12 protein-coding genes are annotated in these 18,722 nt (G+C 55.6%); 4 read left to right on the top strand and 8 right to left on the bottom strand.

The genetic code is table 11. The annotated features are described in order from the left end of the window. The first annotated feature begins 171 nt into the window (after positions 1-171). Entirely contained in the window at positions 172-633 is a 462-nt protein-coding gene (locus FYK55_RS07110) for a hypothetical protein (protein WP_150075680.1), read from the top strand. Here FYK55_RS07110 and FYK55_RS07105 read toward each other — a convergent pair. The 4 genes from FYK55_RS07105 to FYK55_RS28940 all read right to left on the bottom strand — a co-directional run bounded on the left by FYK55_RS07105 (position 627) and on the right by FYK55_RS28940 (position 7,772). Beyond that, entirely contained in the window at positions 627-4,019 is a 3,393-nt protein-coding gene (locus FYK55_RS07105; protein WP_150075679.1) for a phage tail tape measure protein, read from the bottom strand. The two genes, FYK55_RS07110 and FYK55_RS07105, sit on opposite strands and share 7 nt — an antisense overlap. A gap of 734 nt (positions 4,020-4,753) precedes the next feature. After that, positions 4,754-6,001 carry a phage major capsid protein gene (locus tag FYK55_RS07100; protein WP_150075678.1) on the bottom strand — a complete coding sequence of 416 codons (1,248 nt, stop codon included), beginning with the start codon at positions 5,999-6,001 and terminating at the stop codon, positions 4,754-4,756. Then, positions 6,001-6,576 carry a hypothetical protein gene (locus FYK55_RS07095; protein ID WP_161604357.1) on the bottom strand — a complete coding sequence of 192 codons (576 nt, stop codon included), beginning with the start codon at positions 6,574-6,576 and terminating at the stop codon, positions 6,001-6,003. Before FYK55_RS07095 ends, FYK55_RS07100 begins: the two co-directional genes overlap by 1 nt. Before the next feature lie 314 nt (positions 6,577-6,890). Beyond that, entirely contained in the window at positions 6,891-7,772 is an 882-nt protein-coding gene (locus FYK55_RS28940) for a hypothetical protein (protein ID WP_161604356.1), read from the bottom strand. Between the two features lie 11 nt (positions 7,773-7,783). Here FYK55_RS28940 and FYK55_RS07085 point away from each other — a divergent pair, with 11 nt between their 5' ends. The 3 genes from FYK55_RS07085 to FYK55_RS07075 all read left to right on the top strand — a co-directional run bounded on the left by FYK55_RS07085 (position 7,784) and on the right by FYK55_RS07075 (position 11,066). Next, entirely contained in the window at positions 7,784-7,975 is a 192-nt protein-coding gene (locus tag FYK55_RS07085) for a hypothetical protein (RefSeq protein WP_161604355.1), read from the top strand. Positions 7,976-8,239: 264 nt separating this feature from the next. Further along, positions 8,240-8,482 carry a hypothetical protein gene (locus FYK55_RS07080; protein WP_161604354.1) on the top strand — a complete coding sequence of 81 codons (243 nt, stop codon included), beginning with the start codon at positions 8,240-8,242 and terminating at the stop codon, positions 8,480-8,482. Positions 8,483-8,546: 64 nt separating this feature from the next. Beyond that, a complete protein-coding gene (locus FYK55_RS07075; RefSeq protein WP_150075673.1) occupies positions 8,547-11,066 on the top strand; it encodes a DUF3987 domain-containing protein in 2,520 nt (839 codons plus the stop codon). Between the two features lie 406 nt (positions 11,067-11,472). Here FYK55_RS07075 and FYK55_RS07070 read toward each other — a convergent pair whose 3' ends face one another. From FYK55_RS07070 to FYK55_RS07055, 4 genes are all read right to left on the bottom strand, one after another. After that, entirely contained in the window at positions 11,473-12,861 is a 1,389-nt protein-coding gene (locus tag FYK55_RS07070) for a tyrosine-type recombinase/integrase (RefSeq protein WP_161604353.1), read from the bottom strand. Between the two features lie 337 nt (positions 12,862-13,198). Further along, positions 13,199-14,044: a hypothetical protein gene (locus tag FYK55_RS28935; RefSeq protein WP_161604352.1), complete on the bottom strand. Its 846-nt coding sequence runs from the start codon at positions 14,042-14,044 to the stop codon at positions 13,199-13,201. Positions 14,045-14,700: 656 nt separating this feature from the next. Continuing rightward, a complete protein-coding gene (locus FYK55_RS07060; protein WP_150075670.1) occupies positions 14,701-16,209 on the bottom strand; it encodes a hypothetical protein in 1,509 nt (502 codons plus the stop codon). Continuing rightward, positions 16,202-17,920 carry an Hsp70 family protein gene (locus FYK55_RS07055; RefSeq protein ID WP_201743642.1) on the bottom strand — a complete coding sequence of 573 codons (1,719 nt, stop codon included), beginning with the start codon at positions 17,918-17,920 and terminating at the stop codon, positions 16,202-16,204. The genes FYK55_RS07060 and FYK55_RS07055 overlap by 8 nt, the downstream gene beginning before the upstream one ends. Positions 17,921-18,722 lie beyond the last annotated feature (802 nt).

Here is an 18,722-nt window from a genome sequence, read left to right as displayed (position 1 = left end):
CAACAGGGGTAGTCTCTCATGGTCACGTCGACTGTTCCCGGGACCAGCGCGAGGGTAGCCGGGGCCCGGAAGGACCCAGACCCGGGGGGGCTCCGGGAGGTGGCGGGCCGGTGGGGGTGGGGGTATGTTGGCTCAGGCAACTGCGATTTCATATTGAAGAAGATTACATTGATGGCTGGTTTTCTTGAGCTACAGAATGCGGCGAACCTTCTTGACAAGCTTCGGCACGACATGAAGCTGTTGGAAGAATCCCCGCTGGATACATACCGTGCATTCAATTTTTTTGTTACAGCGGAGCATCTAGCAGACTGGCAGTTCCCCGGCCGCGTTAATGATAGGAATCGAAAACAACTCCGACGCAACTCAATATTGCTGCAGATATGTTCGCATCTTGCAAACGGGATGAAGCACTTTCACGCCGAGGCAAAGCATCACGATACTGTCTCTGGCGCTACGAAGAATGAAGGTGTGTTTGGAAGTGTTTATGGCAATCTTTTCGGCGCTGTATTTGGCCGTGAGATCACAATTGAACTCGACGGCGATGCAAAGGAGCAATTCGGAGAAAAGATCAATGCGGTTGAGCTGGCAAACAAAGTGCTGCTTTTTTGGGAGCAACAAATCGAGGGTCAATAATACCGCCCCGCCTGCCCCGTGTTCTTCGTGATGTTCTTGAGTTCAGTCAGCACATCCTGCTGAGTCGACTCTTTCGAAGCATCGGTTGCCATCTTGTTCTGATTGAAGGCCGCGACAATCGAATTTGTCGCGCTGGTCAAAGCCTCCGACAGGTTAGGCACCTGCGATAGATCCACCTCAGGCACGTTTCGCATCGCCGCCTGACCCGCCATAGCATTAGCCTCCGCCATGCCGGCGCCCATGCCGCCGTACTTTTTGCGGTAGCTCGCAATCGTTTCATCTGAAACTCCGCGCGACTGCATATCAGCAACTCTGTCATTTAGCAGCCGCTGCCGGCGGGACATCCCCTGGCGCCTGGAATAAGCATCGATGACAGATTGATCGACGCCCCTCCGCTGAAAGTCACGCATGCGCCGCGCCCCCAGGGATTGATCCAACGTGGCAGAGCGATCAATCCGCCCATCGATACGCGGCAATCTCCGCCGGCCTGCTGCGCCCATGACTCGAATTTTTTTCGTGATCGACTCGAAGGTTTTTTGAATCTCTTTATCAAGCCGATCCAGCTCCGCCTTGGCGTTCTGCCTGATCAGATTGGAACTGTTGCTCTGGATGACCGCATCGGCAATCCGACCGCCGCCCCGGGATCCATCGGCATACATGCCGGCCAGATCATGATTAGCGATGATCTCACCGGCGCTGCCAGGAACGAATAACTCCGGACCCTCTTCGCCGACCATATACGGCTTGTTACCCGGCCGCACTGGACCACCCTTGGCCCTGAAACCTGCCAGGCCTAACGCCCCATCACGTGCACCGATGACCGTGTCCTGAATTGCTGAAGAGATGCGCCGCCCCATCTCATTCACTGCATTTGCCCAAGCCGGCGACGGATCCGGGGCAGGCTGAATAGTCGGCTGATCTCCGCCAAAGAGCCCCACTGCATTAGCAGCCGCGTCGAACATTATCAGCCCGGCGCGGATGCGACGCTCAATCTCACTTAGCCCTGACATGCCAGTGTCCGGCCTGACAGGTGGCACGATAACCGGCGGTGCGGGCGCTGGCCGTTCGGGCACCGGCGCCGGTTCGATGACAGACCGCGTTGGGCCAGTTGGCTTCGGTGGGATCAATGTACGGATCGCACCGATAACGCTGTCACCTACGGCAGCGAATGAACTCCCTAGCCTATTGCCGACATCTGCTAACCCAGATGTGACTCGGCCGGCGAATTCAGACAGTTGCGTCAATGGTGACTTCACCTCTTCTGAGTCAGGCAGGCTGTTGATATCCAGACCTTTATCCAAACGGTCGATAATCCGATCAGCTTCATCGCCTTCTGGGTCAGGGCTTGGGGCGAAGTTAAGCAAACCTGATGCGACCGCACGGTTCTGAATCGGGAAGCCGGACCCGGATCCAGAACCGCCGGCCGTGCTGGCAGTCCTTGCTTCTTTGACTGGATCAACTTCATTGACTGCCTTGGCGAAAACGTCGTACAGATCCTTGGCAAAAGATTTGAGGCTATCGAGATTCAGATCCGGCATGACGGTTGGCGGATTGCGTTCAATCTCTGCCAGCTCCCGATTCAGTTCACGAATTTGCTTTCGAAGTAAATCAAGCTGCAGATCAACAGACAGCTCGATCACACGGCCTGCTGCGTTTAATTGCGAGGCATACCCAGTAGGATCGATGCCCGACAAAGCCCCGCCCACGCTCTTGGCCATCTTGGCGATTGCCCGAGTGACGAAAGCCATCCGCTGAGCGACAACCAATGACATCTCTGTCCATGCAATCTCTAGCTGTTTCGCAGCGATCTGACCGAGGTGCTGTGCTTCCGCCCACGTTTGACGGAAGGCACCCTGCAGGCCTCCGCTTCCGAGGGCGTCAGCGATGCGACCGAATGATTGACGTACTGACCGGCCAAAGCTTTCCAAACTTCCGATTACAGTGCCAACGCCGACAGCCAGGGATTCAAGCCCAATGAATAACGCACCGACCAGAGCTATGGCAGCAGGCAGCACGGCAGGCAGCGCGACAATCCCGGCAGCAAGTGCAGCCAGCCCACCGACTACCGCAGAGATGGCAGTAACGAAAGCTGAAAACGTCACTGCCACCGCTGCGATAGCGACCCCCAAACCAGAAAGGATCCCACCGACCACCGTCAGGGCGGCACCGAGGGCAGTAACACCGACAGCAGCAACTGCGTAGCTGCGGACTAGGTCAGCATTTGCCTCTATGAATTCCGTTGCCGCGCCGAATTGAGTGGATAACCGATCGACTAGCTTGATGAGATCACCGCTGATTGCTTCACCGATGGAAAGGGCGAAGCCTTCGACTGCCGATTGCAATTTGCGGAAGCTGCCGCCCAGGCCGGCATCCATAGCCTTGGCGGTCTTCTCTGCCGCGCCCGCCGCACCCTGCAGTTCTGCCTGTAGTCTTGCAACCTCACTAGCGTTTTTGCCTAGCACACTTGCTGAGGTGATAGCCAACAATCCGAAGACATCATTTAGCTTGGAAGTTGCTTCGGTATTACCGAGATCAGATATCGAATCTTTGATCTCGCCGAGCACTTCAGCGAATGGCCGAAGGTTGCCTACTGCGTCGCGCGGATCAACGCCGAAGGTTTTCTTGATCTTTTCGCTTTCGCTGGCGAGCGTAGCTAAGATCCGGCGGAGTGCAGTACCTGCAGAGCTACCCTGAATCGAGTTGTTGCCCAGCACACCGATAGCTGCAGCAGCCTCTTCGATCGATATGCCGAAGTCATTGGCGATGGGGCCGGCATAGCTGAGGGCTTCGCCCAAAGCTTCGACAGTGTTAAATGAACCATTGGCCGCTGAGGTCAAAACATCTGCTACCCGTGCAGCCTGGCCAGCATCCAAGGAGAACTGACGCAACGTCGCTGACATAATGCCGGCGGAGAGTGCTGCATCGGTGCCCGTCGCCCTGGAGAGATCCAGAACTGACTTGGTCATCTTTTCGATTTGATCCGGCTTGAATCCGGCGCGACCGAGTTCAGTTTGTAGGGCGGCTACTTCGCTGGCCGTGAATGATGTAGTCCGTCCAAGTAACCGGGCTGAATCACCGAGACGTTTCAGCTGTGAGACGCTCGCCCTGGAAACTGCCCCGACTGCTCTGACTTGATCATCGAAGTCAGCGAATGACTTCGAAGCCAGAGCTAAAGGAGCTGCAGCGACCAAACCGAAGCCAGTCAGGCGACGCCCCGTCGACTGCAAGGAGCCGCCAACGCTGCTGATCCCCTTACCAAAGGCGTTGACCTTCGCTGTTGAGGCTTTCAGTCCACGTTCAATCCGGCGCAGGTTACCGCTGACTTGGTCCCGAATTCTGAAAATTACACTTGCAGATCCCGCCTGGATTTCTCGTCGTGATGTCATCGTATTAGGATTCCTTCCTTTCGCAATTTGCGCTGTATCTGAGGCACGACACGGCCGAGAGCGGGATACATAAACGGCCTAGCCCTCCATCGGGCCATCCGAGGGCGTGACCGTTTTATGTTGCCAGCAGAACGCTTTCGTTTGATATGAATCTTCGCTGAGCCGCCGAACTCCATCAGCTTCGTTGCCATGACTGACGTCTGGGAAGAGCCTCCCGCATGCTTCACCGGGCCAATAGTTACAGAGCCGCCGGTGGCATCCACCGCGAAAGCAATGTCCCTGAGCCCCGGCTTTGTCCTTTGGTGTGGTGGCTTCCCTGGATCAGAATACAGACCTCGCTTCGTGATCTGCTTACCTTTCTTCGTCGTACGAAGTGAACTGTATCGAGAGTCAGCCCTCTTCGGCGCAGGCTTGATTGATTGCCTGGCTTCGCGCCTGATGGCACCTCCCGCAAAGAACAGAGTCCGCTTCTCTGCTTTTGCCACCGAGCGGTTGATTCTCTTGGAATCGAACGATAGGCGCATTCTTACTTCGATCATTACTTACGCATAGATAAAGAAGCGGCGCCCTACGAGGGCACCGCGTGACAGCTATCAACTGCCTGCTGTTTGGAATAAAGGGGCGCGACCCCTTGGATGGTCGCGCCCCGGATGGATCAACGAACGTGGAAGTCGGAATACATTCGCGATCCGATGAGGAGCGGCTGCAGAAATGGATGCAGCCGCGTAGCACGGTTACGCGGCACCCTTGCTGTAGACCGCCGCGCGTGGATCCATCAAAGAGACGCCGAATGACAATTTGGCCCGCATAGTGATCCCGAGCATATTCGGCACGTGCTCAAAGGTTTCCACAACGGGAACATCGCTGCCTACAAATCCCAGTTGGTATAGGTGAGTACGCCCGACATGCACCAACCACCATTCGGTGCCGGCCGCAGGACTCACGAGCCTTTTAGACCTCAACCACTCGGAAGTGAGAGGTTCGAAAGCTCGGTGAAAACCATTACTGATCGGCATCGTGGTAGATGAAGCTCCGGCCGGTCTGACTTCAGTTGAGTTGTAGAGGGTTTTAGCAAGTACGTGATTCTCACCAAGGACGAGCAAGTGGGTGCCCGTCAAATCACAGGGGTCCCCGGCCTGGTCAAGCTGAGCGCGAAGCATCGCATCCGCTGTGGCCAAGCTGTCGAGCGACAGCGCTGACGATGCCCCGACCATATAGTTTGGTTGAACGTTGCCAGGCCCGGTGCCACTTGAGAACCAGAACTCGCCACTTGTGGGTGCGCCGTCGACCCTCGATGAATCCTGGATCAGTCCGGCTAGCTCCAATTCAATCCTGCGCTTCCCGGCAGCTCCCATCGCTCTAGAAGCTTCTAGAAAAACGGAGAGGTCATCGTTCGTGATCATCTCCTCGGCCAGACTCAGGGACCTAGCATGAATACTAGGGCGCCAGTCATATCCAGACTCGGTCATCGATGTCGATCTGACCTCGCCGCCAGGCGAGACCTCATCGAGGAGGTCATTCAGTCCTACGCGGTAACTCGTATGAGTTTGATAGTCGCGCCCTTTCACTTTTTTTGCGAGACTAGAAAGCACGGCCGGCACTTCGTTGTACGATTGCAGGAGCTGTTTATTCGCCAGCCGGCCGAGCGCTCCAGGCAGACTGACCGTAGAGACGCCGGTAGATGCGTGTACTCGGTTATCGCCGAACTCCGCCTGGATGTCCTGACACTTTTTGAACAATGGTACCGGCTTGAATTCCCGAAAGCTTGGCTCAAGGGTTTCAACAATGCAGGCAGCCAGGTCCGTTAGCGATGCGCGACGAACATATTCGCGGCTCGATGCTTCGTTCAGGAGTTTTTCGATCTCTGAATCGGAGTAGTCATTACGTCGGTAGTACTCGGCCTGTGTTTCGTCGGAAATGCCGTACTCGGTCGCTAACGCGGCCTCAATGCGGGCGACGTCGGAAAGGGTGCTTCTTGCCATTATTCTTCATCCTTGAAATCTAAAAAGTGCTTAGCGTTTTCGTTGCGGAGCGTCTCGATCAGCTCCTCTTGTTTCTGTAGCTCCGCCTTTAAACGCTCCAAGCGTTCGCTTGATTCGTGGAGGGTTGCATAGGCCTCCGCCAGCGTTTTCTGATCATCCGGCCGGGGACGTCGATCCTCTCGGCCGATCTCTTCCTCCAGCAGGCGGAAGGCGCGACGCTGCGTCTGGTGGGCGCCATGAGATGTTTTGATCTCTGCCCGTAGTCCATTGATGGCCGATGACGCTTCCGCGATCTGCGCCTCTACATCCGGCGGCATGGGCAGGGCATAGCGAAGCTGTTTTTCAGTCTGACTGGCCTGATCGGCGTCGCGGCGGATGCGGTCACGCTCTGCGTTCAGCTCGCCGAGCCTTTCTTCCAAGCGGGCAGTGACTTCATGCCATTGATCCGAGGTTTTCTCGATCTCGGCCTGCAGCCCGGGCAGCTTTTCAAGCTCCGCCTCAGCTGCTTCCGCCCGGGCGACAGCCGCGCGATATTCCGCTGCAAGCTGTTCGATAGATTTTTCAGTTGTCGTCATATGTTTTTCCTCCGACAAGGAAGAACATATAACGTAAAACCTAGAATCTCATATCAATGAAGTGCTATCAGTCCACCCGTGAACTGCTAGCGTCATTATCACAATAATAATGATCTGGCTGCTCCAGGCAGACACGCTCCTCCGTGCGGTATTTACTGCCGCAAGCCAAGCAACGATGCAGGCGCCACCTAATCGACCCGGAAGAGAGTCGGCTGATCTCGATCCTGGAGCCCATCTTTGCGTCTCCACACCATGGGCATCTGAGCGACCTAATGATGACCTCATTCATGTTTAGCCCTCCATGGCTATTGAGATCACTTCAGGTTTTGCATCCGCTCTTTTTCCCAGGCAGCACGCCAGCTGCGATACTTCTCATTATCGTTTTCGAGCTGCTTCACTTGCGAATCTGATAGCTGATGGACTCGATACAACCAGCCATTAAACACCGTATTTCGAAGCGTCCACTCAGCCCGGCATGCGTCGTCTAGTTGCTTGCTGCCGGCCTTCTTGATCGCATCGTGAACGTCTGATAGTTCGCTATCATATAGATATCTGAGATCACCAATATTCAGCTCGATTTCAGCTACGGATCGGATGATATCAGTGGCGGCACGCAGCAGGGTTTCTTTCTTATTCATTTCGATGACTCCTTTCATCGATGGGATAATTTGACAGGCGTAGTCTAAGTACCACTGACCCGATTGGGATACGGAAGCTGACCCTTTTTCAGCAGATTCTAGAGACTTCCAGGGCAGTAGGTTTTCTAGAAGCTTATAGAAAATAATCCGTAAGATTCGGCCTGATCCTGACAGGTTTTTCGCCAAAAAATGGAAGAATTCCTGGCGGCGCAAGTCGTTGCCCGGTAAGGAGTTGCGACGCCAGAGGGGTGCCAAAATGCCCCTGAGATCGGAACATGTATTGATTACGCAGGGGCCAACATGCCAAAAAAAGAGCCTCGCAGCGGCGAAATCGCTGCGAGGCTGATTGGGTCTCAGAGAATTTCGAAGACAGAAGAACCCAACGCCCATGATTCTGTCAGGCGTTGCTGCCTCCGTCAAGCTGCTTCTCAGCGATTTTCTTACGCCCCTCTCAGCCTCAATGCTGCCCGCTGCGGGACCCGTGCGCATCTGCGCTATCACAACCCTGCTGGCATGCCCGCCTGCAGCATTCGGAAAGGCAATGAGAAAAATGACCAATGGAAAACGTCATGGATTTTTATACCGGCATTGCCCTCGCTGTGCTGATTCAACAGGGACGGGCTGACGCGGTGAAGGAATCACTGATCTACGCTTCCGCGCTCATTGAAGAGCGGGCAGTCAGAGACGAGGTATTCAGGCACCAAATGGCCCTGCAGGGTTTTCAGTTCAGTTCAGCTTTTATCAAAAGGATTCAACAATGATCGACACCCAAGTATCTATTCCAGCCACAGCCGAGTTCGTCGACGACGTTCGGGGCATCGTCGCCTTTGTGGACGTCCTGCGTCGATACGCACCGGCGGCAGAGTTTGACAGCGCTGCCGGTCATCTGGCTGCAGCATATGACTCGATATGCGAAGCCACCGGCGCCCAATGGTGCCCGACATGCGGACATCACACGGAGGGCTGCGATCATGAGTGACTGTGCCGCATGCACTGCAGAGACGCAGTGCCCGATGTGCCGCGCGTTGGATTTGGAGGCCGATCTGGTCTGGCTGGCCTCTCATCTTCGCGCCGCGATGGGGATGGACCTCACTGCCCTGATCAGCGAGGCACTCATCGGGCATCAGGAAGCTGTGGAGATGTTTGAGGCCGAGCCACTTTCGGCTGAGGAAGAAGACGCGCTTCGAACGTTCGCAAATCTGCTGCCGGATCTGCCGGCGATTCTTGACCGGCTGACAGGCGTCAGCACGGAGATCACTTTTAACTAACCATGAAAAAACCGCCGCCGGCCGAGGGTGCCGACGACGGTTCTAACTCAATCACGGAAGAACCATGATTACAAACCTATCTACTTTCGGCAACGTCAATTTTCACCTGCTGGGCATCGCATCGCCCAATGACATCCCCGCACCATCAACAAAGATCCCTGAAGAACTCCGGCAGCGCCGGCAGTGGCTGACGTGGGACTACGTTGATGGGCAGAAGATCCCGATGTACACGGATGGCAATTGGGCGAAGACGAACAAGCCCGAGACGTTCCACACCTATGAAGAAGTCGTGAAGTCAGGGCGGAAGATCGCCTTCGTCATCCAGGCCGATGACCCGTATGTGGGCGTCGACTTGGATAACTGCCTCGACGATGACGGGCAGTTGCGTGAATGGGCGAAGCCAATCGTGCTGGATCTCGGATCGTGCGCGTATGGGGAGACCTCGCCATCAGGGCGGGGGATCAAGTTTCTATTGCGTGGAAAGAAGCCCGACGGCGCAAGATGCGTCTTCAAAATTGGAGACCAGAAGCAGCAAATCGAGGTCTACGATTCCAATCGATTCTGGGCGACAACTGGCGAAGTCTATGAGGGCTTCACGGAGATCAAGAGCGCGATGGAAGGTCAGCCGGTCATCGATTGGATCTGTCAGGATTACTTGATGAACGACGATGACGATAGCCGCGTCACTGTTGCTCTTCCGGCATCGGAGGTGGTCGTGGCCGATGGCGGCAACCTCTCCGGTTTCGACGCTGCCGATTACGAACCGATTGATGCGATCGACTGGAAAGAGTTCATCGATCCAATCGAACGCTACATGTTCGGTCACAACATCATGAGGTCACGCTTGGAGGGGCAGTTCTTGGCGTTTCAAGGCGGTTTGTCTCTTCGGGAACGGGCAGAACTGTACTGCAGCAAGGTCGCTTCAAAGGAGATTGTTCTCGAAGGAGGCAGGAATAACGTCCTGTTCGGTGTCTCTGGTCATCTGCATGCGATGATCAACGACTGTGGCAGTCATCTGTCAATCCAGGAAGTCGAAGCAATCATGCTCCGATGGAACAGCCTGATTTTTGATCCGCCACTCGATGCGAAAGAGATCAATTCGACGGTCTGCAGTAGCAAGCGAAATGGGACACCGCCGAAAGACAAGCCGCCGAAACCCATGACGGTCTCTGATCTATCTGATGTGTGGTTGTTCACAAAAGTGAACTTCGCCGGCGACATAGCAAAGGCCAGAGAGTTCTGTGTCAGCCGCCTTCAGGTAGATGAGAAGACCATCGAAGAGGAACAGGCCAAGTTCGATACTGAATTCACCATCTACGAACCCGGCGACGAACCTGTAAAAGTCGAAGGCCAACTGCCTGACCACCTGTGGAAAGATGGCGGCTTCATTGAGTCGATGACCCGTCACATCATTGACTCGAAGATGGATGAAGAGCACCCGGAGATCGCGCTCTGTGGATCCCTAGGAATCATGTCGATGATCCTGGCGCAGCGAGTCGTCGATGACTCCCCGAAGTCCACGTGCCCAAATCTCTACGTCTTGGGCATCGGTTTTACCGGTTGCGGCAAGCAGGCCCCTCAGGACGCAGTGGATGACGTCGTCGAAGAACTGGGGTTCTCCGAGAGCAGGCTACCGCTCGGTGACATCAGCTCAAAACAGGCAGTGTTCGGCGCACTAGCTGAGTGCGGCACCACCTCGATCATGCTCGATGAAGCCGGAGACCTCCTCCGCGATATCAATAATTTTCGCATGCCTCACATCATGGGGTTGTCGAAAGTCTTCAGGGAAGCGTTTGGACGTGGCAACACGGAGAGATGGGTTGCCTATCGCAATGCGCAAGGTTTAATCGTGATCAACCGACCTCAGTTGACGCTTATGGGTTTTTCAACGCCAAAGCAGGTCACGAATAATATCACCCGAGAGCAAATCGAGAACGGATTGATTGGACGGTTCCTTTTGCTGCAGGAACACCCGAATGCAAAAGAAGTCACGCCAACGAAGTCATCGATGCCGCCTCAGGTCGCAAAATGGCTAACAGAATGGGAGTTCAATTTCAGCAATCGATCCGGAAACATCGCCAATACACCCGGAATGAACGTCCGGACGATCCCCAGATCAGACAGTGCGGCCAAGCGACTCGATGATCACTTCCTTGCGATCAGGAGGAGAAACAAGACTGAAGAGAACGAGACGGCGAGAGCCATCTGGAACCGCGCTTCGGAGAAGACTGCGAAGCTAGCACTGCTGTTTTCTTGTTCGCGTTCGCTGCCCACTCAGCGAGTGGAGATCGAGCTGAGAGATGCAGACCGGGCGATTGCGACGGCGAACTACTTGACCCGGCGTTTCATCGGTCTGCTTTGTGGAGAGGTCGCAGACGGCGAACACGACGCACTTAAGAAGAGGGTGCTTCGCCAGATTCCTTTTCATCCAGAAGTGATCACCCAGCGGGACCTGTCCCGAAAGACGCAGTTCCTGCGGGATGCTCGCCAGCGAAACGAGATCATCAACGAATTGATCGAAGCTGGTTACGTCGAGCGGGTTCAGATCCCCGGGCGGAAGACATTCGGCTACACCCGTATCTGATCGGTGTCAGTGTCAACGAAGTGTCAAACCTCGATTTTGACACTTGTGCGCTCAAAAACCCCGTAAATTCCGGGGTCAAATCACAAGTGTCAAAGTGTCAACGGGTACCCCCCCCAACACACTTTTTCACTAGTGCTAGCAAAAGAAAAATTGGGAGGGGGTACCCCCTATGACACCATGACACTTACTACAGACACATATATATGTGTGGGTTTTTACGGGGTAAAAGCGATTTCCGAAGTGTCAAAGCAAGTGTCAAAGCAACTTTGACACTTTGACACTTGCCCCAGAGGAGGGGGTTGGTAGTGATCTGACCGAATGCTCCCCCCGCCGGCCACCTCCCCCCTGTGACGTCCGGCGGCGACGGATGAGATGGGGTGATCGGTGCGGGGGTCAGGGAGGGCTATCACTCTCCGAGCTGGTCAATCTTCAGGGCGGTGCGAAGCCAGCTGACCGCTTCATTGAACTGCCGCTGATTCGGTTGGACGTAAAACTGGTCAGCCACGCTCTTCGGGGACTGATCCAAAAAATACTGCGTGAACTTGGCGTGCGGCCCCTCATGGAGCTTAGTAGCCGCTGTCGGCCGAAAGCGTTTGAATGTGATTGGATCTTTTCGCTTCGTGTCCGTCCGTAGCCGATCCATCGCCTTCTTCACGGCGTCCGCAGTGCGTTTCCCGTCTTTCTCCTGCACAAGCGGCCTGCCAGCTTCATTGACTAGCACTCGATCCCCGCCTGACACATGCTCCTTCAGCAGCGCCAACGTCTCAGGCCAGAGGCGCCAAGTGACGGTCGGCACGTTACCGTGATCTCCGGTCTTCGATCGTTTCCGCGTGATCTGCCCTTTCTTCAAGTCGACCTCTGGGGACTTCAAATCGCTGATATCCTTCTGAGTAAACCCGCAGTTCAAAGCTAGCAGCAGATACAGACGTGACCTGCCAGATGAGGCCTTCAGAAGCTTTCGCAATTCGCCATCGGCATACGGGTTCGCTCTTCGATCTGTCGATACGGAAACTTTCATCTTCTCAGCTGACACGATGCGGGGCAGGACGTCAATCAACTCGCCTTCATGGGCCCATCGAGCGAACTGGGCAATCGGTGCGACCAAGTCACGCTTTCGACTCGCTGACAATTCCCTGGCTTCGATCGCATCGCGATAGCTTCGCATCGCATCGCTGCTGAAGAATCCATCGATGCTGACATCTGACGGAAGAGTCTTCAGGTATTCATCAATGCCCTGCTTCAGATTCGCAGCCCGCCGCTCTGAGCGTTTGACTTTGACGCTGGTCAGGAACTTTTCGATCAACTGATGAATGCCGCTGATCTCTTCTTCCTGCTCCCATGGCGGCGTTCCTGAGGCCTGCTTCGGTGGCGTGACCAGATTGCCGCTGCCGGTCGCTGGAGGCTGCCAGTGAAGCCCCTGCAGCTGCTTCAGCCGGTCGTCAATCAATGAGGTGATCGCATCATCGCCAGCGATGCCTTGCCCCTGGCTGATCGCGGGCCGAATTAGCTTCGCGACAAAAGTGCTCTCCAGATCCTGCCAGATGGCGCGAGTTTCTTCGGTGTCTCCATGGAGATCGATCGTGCGCTGCTGCGCCTCGCGCACCGCGTTAAGGATCGGTGCCCACTGCTGCCGGGCTGCATCTTGTTCCGACCCCGCCTGCGAAGCGTCAACGTCTCGCATCCATCGCTGGCACTCTCTCCAGCAACGTTGATAGCTGCTGGTCTTGGTCTCGCCATCGAGAAGGCCGAAGTACTTCATCTGCCCCTTGTACTTCTTCCGCCAACGTCGATTCATCCACGTCATTCTGTACCGGCTGGCGTTCATCGGCTTGATACCTTGTTTGATACTTTTTGGCCCCAAAGAAAAACATTAGGGTATCAAGCCCGATTGGGAAAGTGCCGTAAAACACGGTGAAAACGGCAAAATTGAGGATCGCCAGACCACGTTCAAATCGTGTCGCCCCGACTGTCGTGAAAACACGTTTTCTCTTATAGCCGAAACCGCGATTTTGGTTACCGCCTGACGGTCAGGCGTGCGGCGTTTCTCTTTGAATCGAAATGGTACTTGCCATTTTGAACTCGCGGGAGGGAGAACGACGCCTGCCAAAACGGCCGCTCAGTGACACGGCCGCTCAGTGACTCTGCCCTCGAACACCAACGCGGTCGTGAACCTGAATCACTAGCATCAGACTCGCATCATCGGCGAGCGAATCGGAAAGTGGTACGTCGGTTCCGTCATCATTTCGTGCAGGATTTCGGTGCAACATCTTCAGGATGTCGCGTGGGCGGATGACCTCATCAAGGCAAAACCTCATCAGGTTGCCTCTCAGCTTGGCGTATGGGATTGGTCCGGCGTAATCGAAGAACGACTTGATTCGAGCAAGATCGGATTCCGGTTGCCTTGACGAAGCATCATCGGTGGTACGGAACACTTTGTTTAAGTAGGAAAGTAGCACCGTTCCACGCGTAGCCTGCCCTCTTTGAAGCCCGCCCGTGACGACGGAAGTCTGAGCGATCGCATCGAAATCTCGCAGCGCTTTGGCCGGATCAACGACCACCTGCGTTGCAAAAGATTGCAGCCCCTGCGGCAGCATCCGCGGATTGTCCGCCACCGCGGATCTTCTCCAGCCCTCTCGAACCGCTTCGCGGATCGAATTCACCCAATGTTGGCCCAGAAATCCGATTCGGTCGATCGCCGTGACCAGCTTCGGATACTCGTCGTACCGCATCAACTGCTGGCAGAACTTGAGGTGTAAATAAGACATCGATTCCACCTCCTGCCAACAAGCATGGCGAACTTGGATTGCCCCCACGCCCTTCTCCCATGACACTTCATCCAGGATCAACAGCATCAGCCGAAACCAATCTTGGGAGTAGTCGTCGACAAAAATTGGACGAAGATCCGCAATGCCCGAGCGGAGTTCCTCCCAGCGACCAAGACGGACTCTCGATTCACTCCAAGATCGCAATAAACGCATCACGAGACGCTTCTCATCAAGGCACGTCGTCACTCGCCGAACCAAGTCTAGCCGCCCCCCGAATGACGTCTCTCGGATTAGCAATTCCATCAACAGTTTATGGGTCGGGTTGCGACTGAGTCCCTCGCTGACCCAATCCGCTGGAGACCGATTCGGATCGAGTGACCGTTCGCGGCGGAGCAACCAATAGAGCCCAGCAAAGACGTTCGGGGGCACGACGTTCCGTCCACTGGCTTTGACCAGATCTTGATAGGCAGTTTCCACATCACCGCGGCATGCCTTTGCCCAAATCGATTCGAAGGATTGCTCCGTGGGAAACTGGGGCTCAGACGTCCGGCGTCGCGGTTCGCCGGAAGAACATTGCGTTGGAGCATCGGCCGACGAAGTTGGCAGGGGCGTTGAGCCGGGATCGGAATGCGACGCCTCTCGATCAACACGTGGCGGACCGGTTCGCTTTGGGTTTGGCCGATGACTTTTCAGCTGCTCGAATGCTTCGCGAATGCGCCGATAGTGTTCGGGATAATGGTCCGGCTTGAACCGTCGAATCCTTTCAGCATAGGCGCTGCGCAGTTCACGTGGACTCGTCGAGCGTTCCACTCCCAGGATTCGCCAGGGTGACGACGGCCACTGGGTGATATCGTCAGGCAAGTCCTCTTTCATGCGTCACTCTCCGCGACGCCGAAATCTCGGTGGCTTTGGCTCCACAATTGCAACAGCGTGCTTAAGAATTCTTGTGCCGCACGGTCCGCGACTTCGGGCTCCGGTCGGTCCGATTCACTGTCGGCCGACCAGGCAATCATTGCAAGACGAGTCGCAATCCATCCGATTGTCCCTGGATCGTCTCGGCTGAACTTGCGGTAATCGGCCAACGTTTTCACAGCCTCCCGAAATCGGTGTCGTCGCCGATGCGTGTCCGCGAGTTGGCGAAAGTATCCAGAAGTCAATGAACGGACCGTGCTGGAATCGGGACTCTGATCCAAAACTGTTTTCAGTTCTTGGGGATGATCGGCGTATCGTTGGCAAGCCTCATAAAAAGTGGCCGCAAAGCGAACGTCTTCCGGATGCGCGACGGCCAACGATTCCAACACCTCGCAGGCTCGCAAATAAAACAACTCCCGTTCATCATCCGAACGCGCTCGAGCAGATACGAAAGCATCGCGAATGCGAATGGACATTGGGGCCGATTTGATCAACACCCTTCCAAAACGGTATTGGGCGGCGGAGTCTGTCGGGTTTTCCTTTGCAAGCCGTTGGGCGTTCTCCCACTGATCTTCCCCCGGCCGCAAATAGAGCCCCATCATTTCGTCAGGACCCGGATACGGATCAATGTTCTTTGGCTGCTCGCGCCTCACCTCCTTGGATTTTCGACCTGAACCATTGACGATGTTAATGACCAGACAAGCCAGCAACAGCGCAGCGACTCCCATCAAACGAATGGTGGAAACGGACGCGTCTTTCCTATTCAGCATCTCCAAGGCACGTTGTCCGCGCACTTGCGACTCACGCTCCTTCCGAGCACGTCGATGCATCAATTGCGTCAATAACCCGGGATGCAGCATCGCAATCTTCGGATGATACTGTTTAAGATTCTCGGCGAGTGTTTCCACTTGGTCGCCGTAGATGGATAACACATGACGATCGAATTCAGCGTACACGCGCGACACTTGATCCCGTTCCGCAAGAAACAACCGCTGGAAGAAATCGCCAATTGAGTCTGGAGCGATCAAATCAGGACAGTGGTCACCCGGTCGAACATCCAGCCCACGCTCCAGTCCCTTGACGCGATGGTGCAGCAAGGGAAGATCGCCACACTGGTGCATCAACTCCTCCCACCGTTGTCGTCGTTGGCCGACGGGAAGACTGAAAAAGTTGCGTTCAAAGCTCGAGACCCGATCGGCAACTTGCTGGCGCTCTTCGAGGTCAATCGTTTCGATCACCTTCGAATCGACCGGTACCCTGTGGTCACCCCACAAGATTCTCAGAGCAATGTCGTCGCGCTGCGTGGGGAACCATGCTCTGGAACCCACTAATTCGAGTAGTTTCAGGTCCCCCGACTCGGCTCTTTGCTCGGGCAAATTGAATACGCGGTTGGCCCATCGCTCAAGGTCGTCTCGCTGCAGGTCCAGGTCATCAATGGACTGACCCCCTGGAACCGGATCACTCACCGTCAATTCCCTCCATTTGGTCCAGAAAACTTTCCAGGGCGCACCGGATTTTTCCGATTCCTGCTTCGTCTCCCATTTCCAAGCATTCTTCAAATCCCGTCAGTAGCTTTTCCAATTGGTGACGTTCTACAAGCGGTAGTTCTGTGAACACACGCTCGGCACGACGAAGCAACAACCGATTCTCCGATTGGTCTCTCGGATGCACTTTGATGGCCTGCATCGCTTCGACCGCCGCCGCGATCTCAGTTTCGCTCAAATGTTCCGCGTGTTGACTCAGCACCAGGGTTTTCTTTTCCTGAGTCTCGACGACGGTCGTTTCGACTTCCAGGACACCGTTGACGTCGTAGGTAAATCGCACCTCGACCGGAGCCCCGGGTGGCCCAGGTGGAATCCCATCGACATTCAACGTGCCCAACAGAATGTTCTGCTCCACCCGCCGGCTTTCGCCCTGGTACACCTCCACCGCGATTTGGGTCTGATTGCACGACACGGTCCCCACTTCTTTAACTCGGCTGGCCGGGATCGGGGTATTGCGATTGATCATCGGCAAGAAATATCCCGACCGTCGTTCCACACCAAACTCTTTTGACACGTCAAACCCGAGGGTAAACGGAGCGACATCCGTCACGACAAGGTCATCGACCGCTGCGTTCTTCTCGATCAGCCCTGCCTGCACTGCGGCCCCGAGCGCCACGACTTCGTCCGGATTGATTGAGCATCGTGGCTCTTTCCCGAATCGAAGGGAGACTCGTTCGATGAGCGTTGGCATTCGGGTAGCGCCGCCGACCAAAATGATTTCGTCCATGTCGCGAGCCGCTAGATTGGCATCACCCAAGGCTCGGCGGATCGGTAGGTCCATTTGCGCCAACAACGGCTCAGCCCACTCACGAAACTGTTCGCGGGTGAATGTCACCGATGTCGTATGCTCACTCAACTCCCCCTTGTTATCAGCGACACGCACCAGAACCTTGCCACGCTTTGACAAGTCAATCTTCGCCCGTTCGCAGATTTGCCGCGTCCTCGACACCAGCAGCGGCTCCTTGAACTCCGCCTGTTCGTACACGTGCCCGTGCTGCTCGAGCACCCGTTTGACCAGCATGCTGGTAAAGTCTTCACCGCCCAAAAAGCATTCACCAGACGAGGCACGGACCTCAACAACTCCCTCAAAAAAATCGACCACGGACACATCGAACGTCCCGCCGCCCAGGTCCAGCACGGCAACCAGTTTCTCGGCTCCGCGGTCGGGCAGCCCGTAAGCAATTGCGGCCGCAGTCGGTTCGTTGATGATTCGCTCGACTTTCAGTCCGGCCATCTGACCGGCCAGGATTGTTGCGCGGCGCTGCAATTCGTTGAAGTACGCCGGAACGGTGATGACCGCGTCAGTGATCTTATTGCCGAAATGCTGCACCGCGTCTTCGGCGAGGGACCGAAGGACAAGGCTTGAGAGCTCCGTTGCCGTGAACTCTTTCCCCTCCAGGCGGCAGCGCCAGTCGGTTCCCATCTGGCGTTTGAACACCGAGGCGCACCGCTCGGGTGCAACCACCTGCAATTCTTTTGCGGACTCACCCACCAGCAGAGAACCGTCACGGTCGATTCCCACAACCGACGGTGTCAAAACCTTGCCCAAGGAGTTTGGGATCAATCGCGGGCCATCGTCGGTCAGATACCCGATGGCTGAGTTGGTGGTCCCAAGATCAATGCCAACAATCACTCTTCGTGCCCCATCTGTTCTGGACGACGAGTCGTTTCCTAACAGTCCGTCAGAATCAATGTACTGCGACATCAATGTACTGCGACCGCCGCGGGCACGATGCAACCCTCATGCCCAAACATGCCAGAGACCTGACGGCAAACACCGTTCGGGGTTGCCCCGATCTATTGACAGTCTACCGTCGTTCGCTGGCTGCTGCGGACCAGCGAACGCGTACTGTAATGCATCGTTGCCATCAAACGGCGGCAAGACGGAATCGTTCAAGAGGCCTATGGGCCAGGGCGGCAACCGCGGCAAAGACTTGAATGGTGAAACGAACCGTTCCAGTTTGGTCTCATCCGGACCAGTTTGGACTGCGGAGGTTGATCTGACCGTCCGCTTGACCTGACACGCGAGGATTCTGATGGCCTGAGTCGCGAGGATTCTGAGATTGGGCGCGGCCTGACTGTGGAATTTAAAGGTGCTAAGGTCTGGGAATCTATTAAACCGAGGTAGCGAATTCGACTCATTGTGTGTGATCACGATTGCGATTGTCGGGCGAAGTACGACGCCTTGCGATGCGATTCTTCTCGCACTTCGAAGTCCGACATCCAGCTCTGTGCCCGCTCATCTGACTGGGCGATCGTCCGGGCGGGTTGCCCAATTTGATCGCGTGCCGTGATATAAACTGAAAGGAAGCCAGTCTGCCGATATAATGCGGCGGACGCTCGCGAGATTCGGTTTCTTGCCTGCATCCCCCTTCCTGCACGTCCCGCCTCCACGATTCTCGTCGGGCTCTTTCACCCCCCGGCCCGCACCATCC

The organism is Roseiconus nitratireducens, assembly GCF_008629675.1.
Classification (GTDB): domain Bacteria; phylum Planctomycetota; class Planctomycetia; order Pirellulales; family Pirellulaceae; genus Stieleria; species Stieleria nitratireducens.
Note: the sequence above shows the minus strand (reverse complement) of the source record. Positions and strands in the feature narration are given on the sequence as shown.

Coding starts and splice junctions, on each gene's coding strand:
- FYK55_RS28935 (WP_161604352.1), bottom strand. CDS start 14,044: ATGCGTTTATTGCGATCTTGGAGTGAATCGAGAGTCCGTCTTGGTCGC.
- FYK55_RS07070 (WP_161604353.1), bottom strand. CDS start 12,861: ATGAATCGACGTTGGCGGAAGAAGTACAAGGGGCAGATGAAGTACTTC.
- FYK55_RS07100 (WP_150075678.1), bottom strand. CDS start 6,001: ATGGCAAGAAGCACCCTTTCCGACGTCGCCCGCATTGAGGCCGCGTTA.
- FYK55_RS07095 (WP_161604357.1), bottom strand. CDS start 6,576: ATGACGACAACTGAAAAATCTATCGAACAGCTTGCAGCGGAATATCGC.
- FYK55_RS07075 (WP_150075673.1), top strand. CDS start 8,547: ATGATTACAAACCTATCTACTTTCGGCAACGTCAATTTTCACCTGCTG.
- FYK55_RS07105 (WP_150075679.1), bottom strand. CDS start 4,019: ATGACATCACGACGAGAAATCCAGGCGGGATCTGCAAGTGTAATTTTC.
- FYK55_RS07110 (WP_150075680.1), top strand. CDS start 172: ATGGCTGGTTTTCTTGAGCTACAGAATGCGGCGAACCTTCTTGACAAG.
- FYK55_RS07085 (WP_161604355.1), top strand. CDS start 7,784: ATGGATTTTTATACCGGCATTGCCCTCGCTGTGCTGATTCAACAGGGA.